Origin of the sequence: Chlamydia avium 10DC88 (assembly GCF_000583875.1) — a bacterium.
GTDB lineage: Bacteria > Chlamydiota > Chlamydiia > Chlamydiales > Chlamydiaceae > Chlamydia > Chlamydia avium.
Window position 1 is genome coordinate 196,013 of the sequence record NZ_CP006571.1, and the last position, 11,665, is coordinate 207,677.

Genomic DNA, 11,665 nt, shown 5'->3' on the forward strand with positions numbered 1-11,665 from the left:
GTATTAGACTCTCCTCTGTCGGTACTTTCTGACAGCAAAGTAATCAAACAAGGGAGCGAAGGCATTGCCAAGAAGAATGGCTAACATGACTCCTTCAGGATAAGCAGGATTAATTAATCGGATAATTATTGTCATAAATCCAATGAAGAATCCATATAACCATTTTGCTAGTTTCATGGTGGGGGAGGATACAGGATCTGTTGCCATGAACACAAGGCCGAAGGCTAAACCTCCCAGGAACATATGACGATAGGCTGGAATGAAAAAGCGAGCAGGTGCCCAAGCCCCATGTTTTCCTATGATAAGAATACTGAAGATTTTAAATAGCCAGGCGGTAAGAAAAGCTCCAATACCAAAGGAGAGCATTGTTCTCCATGAAGCGATACCTGTAATTATCAAAAAAGCTGCTCCTAATAAGCAAGCAAAGGTAGATGTCTCTCCTAGGGAACCTAGGATATTTCCCCAAAATAGGTTTCCTGAAGAGAATTTTCCCAATCCATAGATCACGTCAGTAATAGAATAAGCAGAATCAAATTGTGTGGGAAGAAGACCTAGTCCCCCTTCACTCACAGGAGCCGTGACAAACTCTTGTAATTGCGTTAGAGTTAACTTATTTAATACTAAACCCGGATGAGATTGTGTCCATAAGGAGAATTGTGTTTGTAATGCTTGCTCAGAGGGAACATGTGTGAGTTGTAAAATATTTGATGCTATAGCATCAACATGTATTCTTTTGACAGTAGGTGGAGTAGAGTTTAGTGTTTGCAAACATGTAGATTGAGAAAAGCCATCAATTACAGATTTCCCTGTATTCATAGCCATCAGGCTTTCTTTAATTTTTATTGGGTTACTTCCAACCCATACATCACCGCTCATTTTTGCTGGAAAGGTGAAGAATAGAAAAGCACGTGCAGATAGCGCAGGATTGAAGATATTCATTCCTGTTCCTCCGAACAGTTCTTTACTAACAACGACGCCGAAGGCAATACCTAAAGCAGCCATCCAATAGGGAATTGTTGGAGGTAATGTAAGTGGGTAGAGGATTCCTGTGACTAAGAGACCTTCAGCTATCTTATGTTTTCTTATTACTGCAAAGAGGACTTCACAAGCTCCTCCTACGGAGTAACTAATGATGAGTAAAGGGAGAAAGATTTTACATCCTGCCCAAAGAATAGAAAATATACCGATATCATGACAAACAAATGCGAGGTAGCTACGAAATCCGGAGACATGTAAGAATGTTTCCATAAGCTGGGCATTTCCCGAGCTGTAGATAAGAGATTGTGTTCCTGCATTCCAGATTGCGAAGAATATTACTGGGAATAAAGAGATAACTACGAGTGTCATCCAGCGTTTAATATCTACAGCATCCCGAATAAAGGGAGGAGACGAGGGGACATGAATAGGTTCGTAACAAAATGTATCAATAGCGTCTGCAATTGGAGTAAAACGACGAAGTTTGTCTTTTTGACAAATTTTCCAGATCGAAAGAACAAATCGCTTAAGCATTTTATTTGGGATAGGGAATCAAGGCTTCTACACGTTTAGGAGAGTAACAAATTAATTGAAATTTTAGGAATACATTTTTTGTGATTCGGAAGTTTTTTGTATTTTTTTTTCGTTTATTCTTTCCTGTGTTATGTTATGGCTGTCGCTTCCCTGGAGAAATATTATGTTCGCGTTGTTTGGAAATATTGAAAATTCATAAATGTTCGGGGAGATGTCCCCACTGTTTTTCTTTTCTAGGACTTGACGATATTTCTACCTGTAAGCAATGCCTTCCTTCATTTTCACGGAGGTCTTTTCATTTATATTCTCCGTCATCAGAAGCTCTTTCTTTATATTCTCAAGCCTGTGGGGGGAAAATTGCTGCTATAGCATTTTTCACACAAGGAATAAGGAGACAGTGGGCGTGGCAGCAAGTTGTTCCCATGCAGATTATTTATATCATTTCAAAGATACCTAAAGAATTTGCTAAGCAATTACATAAAGAAACAGGGATCCCTTATCGAGGGATTTTTTTAGAACAACACTTATTAGTTAATTCAACAAAAGATATAAAAAGAGGGCCTATCTGTATTCTATCTTCCTATCCCTTATCACGTAAATGGCAAAACTTAATAGAGAGATGTGTCTCACAATCTGTTATTCTTATTAGTCTTTTTGTAGATCCTCAGGAAGACCTGAAATAGATACATGACCTAGAAGACGCACACCTTCATCAACACACAGAGTAGTTGCTTGGATATCTCCTTTAACTATTGCTTCTCCACGCAATTCGACTTTTCCGGTAACGGAAATATTGCCTTCAACAATACCTTCAATAATAGCATCTTGAAGTTGGATATCTGCTTTTACATAGCCTTTGGGTCCAATAATGATTTTTCCTTGAGAAACTAAAATTCCTTCAAAAGTTCCATCAATACGTAATAAGCGTTCAAAAGCTAACTCTCCCTTGAAGGTCACTCCTTCTCCTAGAGTAGTTTCTGGTTCTTCCGACATGAGAAAATGGGAGTCTATTTCTGATGGAGCTGACCATTTTTGGGGTTCTTCATTTACGGGGTAAGAAGATAGAGGTCGCGTTTCTACGGATTTTGGAGTATCAAAAAGATTAGGTGGGGAATCTAAACGTTCTGTTCGTGAATAGGAATAGTTGGCATGGGAAGGTGTATCTTCTTCATATAGTGTTTGCACATCTTCAAAAGGGCTTTTTCCACTTCTACGAAACATGGGAATTCTCCTAGATTAGCCAACAATATGGTTTTTACATAAATTAATTTGTCGCATTAAAATTTCATCTTTTTTAATTTTTTCCTCTATTGTTTTGCATGCATAGAGTACTGTGGAGTGTGTTTTTCCAAAAGCAGAACCAATAGCAACTAAAGAATCAGTAATTAGCGTTTTTGCTAGATACATAGCAACTTGACGTGCTAAAACAAGTTCTTTTGCACGTGAATTACCTTTAAGGTCTTGCAATTTGACTTGAAAGACTGTAGCAACACTTTTGAATATGCTTTCTATGGAAACTTTTTGTTTTTCTGGAGAACGGAAAAGTTCCTTTAAGGTGTCACGGATAACATTTTCTGTAAGAGATTTTCCAAATAAACGACAATAAGCAGTGAGCTTATTAATTGCTCCTTCTAATTGTCGAACGTTTCCGTAAATATGATCAGCAATGTAAAAAGCAATTTCATTAGGGATATGTAGGCTTTTTTGTTCTGCTTTATGTTGTAAAATAGCAACTCGTGTTTCCAAATCAGGAATGCCAACATGTGCAACCAAACCCCACTCCATTCTTGCTATAATACGCTCGGATAATTTCAATTGGCTGGGTGGCTTATCACTAGTAATAACAATCTGCTTATTTAAATTAATTAAAGTTTCAAAAGTATTACAAAATTCTTCTTCAAAATTTTGTCTATTTTGCAAAAATTGAATATCGTCAACTAGAAGCAAATCTAAAGAACGATAGAAATTTTTCATTTTATCAATAGACTTTACTCTTAAGTGGTGAACAAGGTCATTGATAAAGGCTTCTGTAGTAATGCAGTGTACTCGGAGATTTTTATGGTGTTCTCGAACATAATGTCCTACAGCATGAAGTAAGTGAGTTTTACCTAATCCAACGCCACCATGAATGAATAAAGGATTATATGAACGTCCAGGATGATTTGCAATTCCCATAGCAGCAGATTTGACAAATTGGTTTGATGGACCTTCTATAAAATTGTCAAAGCGATAAAGAGCATTAAGTTTGAGTTCAAAATCTTTAGGTTCTTCAAGATTTTCTAAGGAAAGTGTTTGTGATTCTCTGGCAGGAGGTGGGGGAGTCTTTTTTATTTCTGCAATGACAAATTCTAAAGCAGGTTCACCCTGGGCGTTTAGAGGAACAAAAGAACACAGATCTTTTTTATAGTTATCGAGAAGGTAATTTTGAACAAAGATATTGGGAACTTCCAAACGAATTTTTTCTTGGGTTTCTTCTATGACTTGAATAGGAGATATCCAGTTTTCAAATGCCGTTTTTGAGCAACGTGTCTTTACGTAATTGATAAACTGTTCCCAAGTATTACATTCGCTACAGGTTAACATGCTGCTCTCTTTCATATACTGAGAATTTATTCAAGGCAGGTAATCCCTACTTGTTATGGAAGAAATTGCCAATGTACCATTGGTATTGATAAGCAATCAATAGTTTTTCTAAAAAAAACCGTCTAGAAACCTCAAAATGAAAGCAATACATCCATAGGAGAATTATTTAGAAATGGTTGCGATTTTTTTAATGGTTCTATTTGCGTAACTCATTAGCAGAGCTTCTGCATCATTAGCAATCAGAGGCTGGTCACATGAAGTAAGATAAACAGCAATAGCTGAAGCTTCTTCAATACGACCTAAACAAAAAAGTGCTTTTGTTTTGTTTAGTAGCGTAGGTAGATGGTCTCCTTGCATTCGCAAGGCGTGATCTAAAACAGCTAGAGCTTCAGCATTTTTTCCTACCTGTAAATATAATCCTCCGAGAGTTTGAAAGTCATAAATACTAAGAGGATCTAAAATGACAAGTGCTTCAAAAAAAAGAATAGCTTTTTTATAATGTCCTTGACGGAGGAATGAGTATCCTGAAATGCGTAACTCTTCCAGTTCTTCATCTCCCCATCCTAAAATAGCCTTCCACTCATTATCTAACATGGCTCAGCCTTGAACAAATTGAAAAATACGAGAAATTACGTAGTCGATCATGATATTAGAAGATTTTAACCCTAAGTCAATGGCTTTAAGTAAAATTTTTCCTTCTTGGACTAAAACATCTTCTTCGAGATCTTCTGTTTCGTGATCTTTACGATCTTCATGATCTTCTTTTTGATCACCATATGCGAGGAAAGGAGTGACACGACTTTGATAAGAAAATTTTCCACGAGTAAGAACTTTTAGATAAGAAGAAATTTTTTCTATATCATGATCTTGTTGATCGGGGGATCCTAATGAAGGAGCTAGGTAGGGAGTAGAAAAACGTTGTTTATAAAAATTCTCCGGAGGGGAAAAGAAGGCCCAATGTGTTTTTTGATTTGTTTGCATTAGAGATGACAAAGCTGAGGGCTTAGGTGTCATATCTAAAATTTGGGCGTGCTTTGCAACATCACGAATTGCTACACCTTCCATGTGAACTTCCTTGCGGAAATCACTTACTGCCTTGTTGTTGGAAGCGTGTTTTTCGTAAACAGATGCACTGTAATTAAAAATTTCTACCATAAGCAGACCTTGAAACCCTACTTCTAAATCATAGTGGGGTGAGGGAAAAAGTCAATAATCTTCGTTATTCTAGGAATTTTCAGAAACAAATATTAGAGAATACTTTCTCCATTCTTTCTCATAATATATGTTTATCTTTATGATAAATTTTTATAAGATCTTAGTTGCAATGTCTGGTGCTTCTCTTCATATTCCTGTTTTACTTCAAGAGTGTTTGTCTTTTTTCTCTGATCAATATCCAAAAATGTTTTGTGACGTAACTCTAGGTTGTGGAGGTCATGCTGAGGCATTTCTCTCTTCTTATTCTTCAATTCATTTATATGATGCTTCAGATAGGGATCTTTCTGTTTTGCCTTTGGCTCGAGAGCGCTTGAAGGAATTTGGAGAACGTGTGCGTATTTCTCATGCTTCTTTTCAAGATCTTTCCCAAGATTCTAGTAGAGATAATTTATATGATGGGATACTTGCTGATTTAGGTGTTTCCTCTGTACAACTAGATACATTATCTCGGGGGTTTAGTTTTCAAGGTGATGATCATGTTTTAGATATGCGGATGGATACTTCCCAAGGCAGGACGGCAAGCGAAATACTGAATACTTTAGACGAAGAGACTCTGGGAAGAATATTCCGTGAATATGGAGAAGAACCCCATTGGAAAAAAGTAGCCAAATCCATTGTACATTTTCGTAGGCATAGAAAGATTCTCACAGTAAATGATTTAAAAGAAGCGGCAAGTAAGGCTCTTCCTTCTTATCGTTTTCGTAGGAAGATACATCCTTTAACTTTAGTATTTCAGGCATTGCGTGTGTATGTAAATCAAGAGGATGTGCAATTGAAAGTATTATTAGAGTCTGCTATCCGTTGGCTAGCTCCTCGAGGTCGTCTTTTAATCATTTCTTTTTGTAGTTCTGAAGATCGCCCTGTGAAGTGGTTCTTTAGGCAAGCACAGGATCAAGGATTAGGTAAGATTCTTACTAAGAAAGTAGTTACACCAACTTACGAGGAAATCTATAAAAATCCTAGAGCACGCTCAGCAAAATTACGTTGCTTTGAAAAAGCTGTCTTATGAATAAGTACCGTTTCTTACGATTAGTTATATGTTTTTGTTTTTTTGGGAGTTTACTTTATTTTTACGTAAATAAACAAAATGATTTAACAAAACTTCAGTTGGAAATTCCTTGTTTATGGTCCAAATTACGCCAAAAAGAACAAGAAAATGTAGCTTTGGGTTTTCTTATTGATAAGATAGAGAGTCCTGAACACTTAATGGATATTGCGCGCTTACCTGAATATCAATATCTACATTACCCCAATGAAGAGAAAGATTGCATTTTGATTTATGAATCATCGTAAATATTTAACTATGATTACTTGTGGGGTATTACTTTTTTACTCTCTTCTTATCCTACGTTATTATAAAATCCAAATTTGTGAAGGAGAGCACTGGGCAATTGAAGCTCTTGGTCAACATGAATTCCGTGTCAAAGATCCTTTTCGTCGAGGAACGTTTTTTTCCCAGATAAATGTATGTAAAGGTGAGCAAGAACGGTTCCAGCCTTTAGCTGTGGATATTACTAAATTTCATTTATGTTTAGATGCTGTTGCTATTCCTGAGTGTCATCGAGATGATATAGCAAAGAAAATATTTACCTTGGTTGGTGAGAATAACTATGAACAAATACGGAGGGAATTTGATAAAAAATCTCGTCATCGTAAATTAGTTCTTTGGTTAGATCATGTTGAACGTGATCGTGTTCTCCATTGGTGGAAGAAGTATGCTGCAAAGCATAAATTACCTTCTAATGCATTATTTTTTATTTCTGATTACCAGCGTTCTTATCCTTTTGGTAAACTATTAGGTCAAGTACTTCATACTCTAAGAGATATTAAAGATGAAAAAACAGGAAAAGCATTTCCTACAGGAGGATTGGAAGCTTATTTCAATCATATTTTAGAAGGGGAACCTGGAGAGCGTAAGCTGTTGCGTTCACCTTTGAATCGTTTAGATGTGGATAAAATTACAAAGATTCCTCAAGACGGTGCGGATGTCTATCTTACCGTGAATCCGTGCATACAAACTATTGCAGAGGAAGAGTTAGAAAAGGGAGTTAAGGAAGCTCGTGCACAAGGAGGCCGTCTAATTTTAATGAACTCCCATACAGGGGAGATTCTAGCTCTTGCGCAATATCCTTTTTTTAATCCTTCGGACTACAAAGATTTTTTTAATGATAAGAAAAAGATAGAGTATACCAAAGTCACTTCAGTTAGTGATGTGTTTGAACCGGGTTCAATTATGAAACCCATTACTGTAGCTATAGCCCTGCTCGCTAATGAAGAAATGGAAAGAAGAACAGGGAAATCTCTTTTTGATCCTAACGATCCTATTGATGTTACGCGCACAGTATTTCCTGGAAGGAAGCAATTTCCTTTGAAAGATGTATCTCTAAATCGTCGTTTGAATATGTATATGGCGATTCAAAAGTCTTCCAATGTTTATGTTGCTCAGCTTGCGGATCGCATTGTTCAAAATTTGGGAAACCTGTGGTATGAAGAAAAGTTATCAGTCCTAGGTTTTGGTAAAAAAACAGGTATTGAATTGCCAGGGGAAGCTTCGGGTTTAGTTCCTTCTCCTAAGCGTTTTCATATTCATGGTATTCCAGAGTGGTCGTTATCTACTCCGTACTCTCTAGCTATGGGATATAATCTTCTTGTTACAGGAATGCAGATGGTGAGAGCTTATGCTATTCTTGCTAATGGAGGATATGATGTGCATCCAACCTTAATTAAAAAAATCGTAGCTTCTTCTGGAGAGGAATATGTGTTAAGGAATCATGAAAAAGGAGATCGGTTGCTTTCTCAAGAAATCGTAGATCAGGTGTTAAGAGCTATGCGTTTCACAACGTACCCTGGAGGCACTGGATTTCGAGCTTCTCCTAAAGATTACTCTAGTGCAGGCAAAACAGGAACAACAGAGAAGTTGATTCAAGGCAAGTATGATAAACGGCGTCATATTTCTTCATTTATTGGTATTACTCCTATATATCCTCAAGAATCTTGTGTTCCTTTGGTGATGTTGATTTCTATTGATGATCCTGATCATGGTGTAAGGGAAGATGGAACAAAAAATTATATGGGAGGTCGGTGTGCAGCTCCTGTATTTGCACGTGTTGCTGATCGTGTTTTACCTTATCTTGGGGTTAAAGAGGATAAAAAGACATACGATTATACTAAGGAGGTGTTTGCGATGAAATCTTTATATGAAGAATGGAATCGTTCAGGGAAATAGGTAGAGGATCTAAAGGCAGTTGAGCTTAAAAAAATAAAATATGAAGTCAGGTGATTTTCATTTTTTTTATAGAAAGTATATAAACTACGTCGTATCTGATTTATGAAGTTAGAATGAAATCTCATTAAGCTGTTAACTTAGGGACAAGTTTTTTCTTTTATACTCGTTTATGAGATAGATTGTGATCAGGTAGATAGAACTTAGAATTCATAGTGCATTGTGTGAGAAAAGTAGATAGAACTCCTGCGTTTATTAGTTCTACAATAGAGGTCGCGTTTTCGGAATCTTGAGAAAATGGATTTAAAACAGCTTTTAAAAAATATAAATGCGAAAGTGTATGGGAAAGTTTCTTCTGTAGAGGTTAGAAATATTACTAAGGATTCGCGTCATGTGGGTGTTGGGGATATTTTTATAGCTTGTCGAGGAATGAAACATGATGGGAATGCTTTTTCTCTCCTTGCTGTGCAAAATGGGGCTATAGCCATTCTGTCTTCATTATACAATCCTTTTATTCCTGTAGTTCAAGTGGTATCTTCAGATCTTCCTTTATTAGAAGCGGAGATATCGGCGAAATATTATGCCAATCCTTCAAAAAAGTTAGTAGTCGTTGGTATTACAGGAACTAATGGGAAGACTACAGTATCCCATTTAATTAAGTTTTTGTTTGATTCTTATAATTATCATTCAGGATTAATAGGAACTATTGCACATGATTTAGGTAATCATTTTGTTCAAGATGGGTTCACTACGCCTGAGTCATGTTTATTACAGAAATATTTAGCAGAAATGGTGAAAAATAGTCTTTCTGTAGCTGTGATAGAAACATCGTCGATAGGGTTGGTTCAGCAGCGTTTAGCTTCTATAGATTTTGATGTTGGGGTATTCACTAACATCACCCTAGATCATTTGGATTTCCATGGTTCGTTTGAGAATTATATAGAAGCGAAATTACAATTATTTTCTTTGTTACCTTCACATGGATTAGCTGTTGTTAATGCAGATAGTCCTTATAAGTTGCGATTTCTGGAGTCAACAAGAGCACGTCCTGTAACTTATTCCATAAATACTCCTTCGGATTATCAGGCACGTAATTTACGTTGTTCTCCTTTTGGGACACAGTGTGATGTAGTGTATTGTGGAGAAAGTTTTCCCTGTGTTTTGCCTTTAATAGGAGACTATAATGTTTATAATGCACTTGCAGCATTAGCAGTTATCCATCAATGGCTGGATTGTGATTTTCAACATTGCCTGAGACTGTTATCTTGTGTTTCTCCCCCTCGAGGACGCTTAGAGCCTGTTGTGAATACTCCTTGTCCTGTATATGTTGACTATGCGCACACTCCAGATGCTTTGGACAATGTGTGTAAAACATTACATGGAATTCTTCCCGAGCAAGGGAAATTGATTATTGTTTTTGGTTGTGGAGGCGATAGGGATCGTAGCAAAAGGAAGATCATGGCACAAGTAGCGGAAGTGTATGGTTTTTCTGTTGTGACTTCAGATAATCCTCGTAGCGAGTCCCCAGAGGCGATTATTGAGGATATTTGTTCGGGTTTTGTAAAAAGAAATTTTTCTGTCAAAATCGACAGAAAACAGGCAATTACATATGCTTTGTCCATTGCCTCAGATAGAGATATAGTGTTAGTTGCGGGTAAAGGGCATGAGACATACCAAGTCTTTAAGCATCAAACTATTGCCTTTGATGATAGGGAAGTTGTACGTGAAGTTCTATCGTTGGCATAAGGTCTATGGTTTACTTATATTCTGCATATTAGGAAGAAGTTATGGAGAAGGTAATGAGAGCGTTCCGCTTCAACGTGTTCGTCGTAATGAAGTGATTTTTATTGATCCAGGACATGGTGGTAAGGATCAGGGAACAGCAAGTAAAGAGTCCCATTATGAGGAGAAGTCACTTACTTTATCATTAGCATTTGCTGTTCAGAGTTATCTTAAGCGCATGGGATATAAACCTGTTCTTACACGTACTTCTGATGTATATGTGGACTTAAGTAAAAGAGCTGCTTTAGCTAATCAAGGTAAGGCGGATATTTTTGTTAGTATTCACTGTAATTATTCATCTAATTCATCAGCTTTTGGCACCGAGATCTATTTTTATAATGGGAAGTATACAACTGCAGAGCGAGCGCGTTCTTCTGAAGCTTTAGCCAAACACCTTTTGAATGCCATGCAAAAGCATGGAGCATTGAAAAGTCGGGGAGTGAAAGAGGGAAACTTTGCTGTTATTCGGGAGACCTTAATGCCAGCGGTACTGGTTGAAACGGGATTTTTATCAAATTCTAGAGAACGAGCTGCTCTTTTAGATGCTCGTTATCGTATGCATCTTGCTAAAGGCATTGCTGAGGGAATTCATACGTTTCTCACGGGTCCAGATTTTCAAAAGATGAATTCAATGAATGTGAAAAACAAGAAAAATTCTGTTAGAGCTGGCTAGGATTAGAAACTATAACAACGTCCTCGATGCGATTCGAACGCACGGCCTGTTGCTTAGGAGGCAACCGCTCTATCCTACTGAGCTACGAGGACACAGATCTTAGTACTTTAGCAATTCGAACCAAAGAAGTCACGTAATTGCCATTCCTTTAGAACATAATTCACTTAAAAAATTTTTAATATTTTTGTAGTTCGTATAGTTTTTGCCCCTTAAAATTGCTTTAACTTAAGGTAGAACATCTGTGTATTTTAAAAAATATCTTGAATCCAAAGGATGAATGGATATGATACGCTTATACTTCAAAAGTTTATTATTTAGGGCTATTCAACTAGTTTATTTTAGGGCACTTTAATTAGGAGGCAATGGCTAATATGGCTACCATGACTAAGAAAAAACTGATTAGTACAATATCTCAGGACCATAAGATTCATCCGAATCATGTGCGCACTGTAATCCAGAATTTTTTGGATAAGATGACAGATGCCCTAGTCAAAGGTGATAGATTGGAATTTAGGGACTTTGGTGTTCTACAAGTGGTAGAGAGGAAACCTAAAGTAGGTCGTAATCCTAAAAATGCTGCTGTCCCCATTCATATTCCTGCAAGACGTGCTGTAAAATTTACTCCAGGAAAACGGATGAAACGCCTGATTGAAACTCCTTCTAAGAATTCTTAAATTATG

12 protein-coding genes and 1 tRNA gene are annotated in these 11,665 nt (G+C 36.9%); 7 read left to right on the forward strand and 6 right to left on the reverse strand.

The genetic code is table 11. The features are described 5' to 3' along the window. Positions 1 to 3: 3 nt before the first annotated feature. Complete coding sequence (locus RT28_RS00810) at positions 4 to 1,509, reverse strand: Na(+)-transporting NADH-quinone reductase subunit B (RefSeq protein ID WP_038500193.1); 1,506 nt, start codon at positions 1,507 to 1,509, stop codon at positions 4 to 6. 80 nt (positions 1,510 to 1,589) lie between these two features. On the opposite strand from RT28_RS00810, the gene RT28_RS00815 reads away from it, so the two are divergent. Then, positions 1,590 to 2,192, forward strand: a complete 603-nt coding sequence (locus tag RT28_RS00815) for a hypothetical protein (protein WP_020356059.1) — start codon at positions 1,590 to 1,592, stop codon at positions 2,190 to 2,192. Here the strand turns inward: RT28_RS00815 and RT28_RS00820 are convergent. The 4 genes from RT28_RS00820 to RT28_RS00835 all read right to left on the reverse strand — a co-directional run bounded on the left by RT28_RS00820 (position 2,155) and on the right by RT28_RS00835 (position 5,247). Then, on the reverse strand, positions 2,155 to 2,730 hold the full coding sequence (locus tag RT28_RS00820; RefSeq protein WP_038500196.1) for a bactofilin family protein: 576 nt from the start codon (positions 2,728 to 2,730) through the stop codon (positions 2,155 to 2,157). The two genes, RT28_RS00815 and RT28_RS00820, sit on opposite strands and share 38 nt — an antisense overlap. 15 nt (positions 2,731 to 2,745) lie before the next feature. Further along, positions 2,746 to 4,092: a chromosomal replication initiator protein DnaA gene (gene dnaA, locus RT28_RS00825; protein WP_020356062.1), complete on the reverse strand. Its 1,347-nt coding sequence runs from the start codon at positions 4,090 to 4,092 to the stop codon at positions 2,746 to 2,748. A 162-nt stretch (positions 4,093 to 4,254) separates the two neighbouring features. Continuing rightward, complete coding sequence (locus RT28_RS00830) at positions 4,255 to 4,686, reverse strand: tetratricopeptide repeat family protein (protein WP_020356063.1); 432 nt, start codon at positions 4,684 to 4,686, stop codon at positions 4,255 to 4,257. A gap of 3 nt (positions 4,687 to 4,689) precedes the next feature. After that, positions 4,690 to 5,247, reverse strand: coding sequence for a DUF5399 family protein (locus tag RT28_RS00835; RefSeq protein WP_035392703.1), 558 nt, complete (start codon positions 5,245 to 5,247; stop codon positions 4,690 to 4,692). A gap of 169 nt (positions 5,248 to 5,416) precedes the next feature. Between RT28_RS00835 and rsmH the strand changes: the two genes are divergently transcribed. From rsmH to RT28_RS00860, 5 genes are all read left to right on the forward strand, one after another. Continuing rightward, positions 5,417 to 6,316, forward strand: coding sequence for a 16S rRNA (cytosine(1402)-N(4))-methyltransferase RsmH (rsmH, locus tag RT28_RS00840; protein WP_038501258.1), 900 nt, complete (start codon positions 5,417 to 5,419; stop codon positions 6,314 to 6,316). After that, positions 6,313 to 6,600, forward strand: coding sequence for a hypothetical protein (locus RT28_RS00845; RefSeq protein ID WP_020359228.1), 288 nt, complete (start codon positions 6,313 to 6,315; stop codon positions 6,598 to 6,600). Before rsmH ends, RT28_RS00845 begins: the two co-directional genes overlap by 4 nt. Next, entirely contained in the window at positions 6,587 to 8,533 is a 1,947-nt protein-coding gene (locus tag RT28_RS00850) for a peptidoglycan D,D-transpeptidase FtsI family protein (protein ID WP_038500198.1), read from the forward strand. Before RT28_RS00845 ends, RT28_RS00850 begins: the two co-directional genes overlap by 14 nt. A gap of 294 nt (positions 8,534 to 8,827) precedes the next feature. Then, entirely contained in the window at positions 8,828 to 10,276 is a 1,449-nt protein-coding gene (locus RT28_RS00855; RefSeq protein ID WP_020359229.1) for a UDP-N-acetylmuramoyl-L-alanyl-D-glutamate--2,6-diaminopimelate ligase, read from the forward strand. After that, the gene (locus RT28_RS00860; RefSeq protein ID WP_051485697.1) at positions 10,236 to 10,985 is read left to right on the forward strand and encodes an N-acetylmuramoyl-L-alanine amidase family protein; all 750 of its coding nucleotides are present in this window, start codon (positions 10,236 to 10,238) and stop codon (positions 10,983 to 10,985) included. Before RT28_RS00855 ends, RT28_RS00860 begins: the two co-directional genes overlap by 41 nt. A gap of 18 nt (positions 10,986 to 11,003) precedes the next feature. On the opposite strand, the gene RT28_RS00865 is transcribed toward RT28_RS00860, so the two are convergent. Then, positions 11,004 to 11,077 (reverse strand) — tRNA-Arg (locus tag RT28_RS00865). Positions 11,078 to 11,356: 279 nt separating this feature from the next. Here RT28_RS00865 and RT28_RS00870 point away from each other — a divergent pair. After that, positions 11,357 to 11,659, forward strand: coding sequence for an HU family DNA-binding protein (locus RT28_RS00870; RefSeq protein WP_020356070.1), 303 nt, complete (start codon positions 11,357 to 11,359; stop codon positions 11,657 to 11,659). The last annotated feature ends 6 nt before the right edge of the window (positions 11,660 to 11,665 follow it).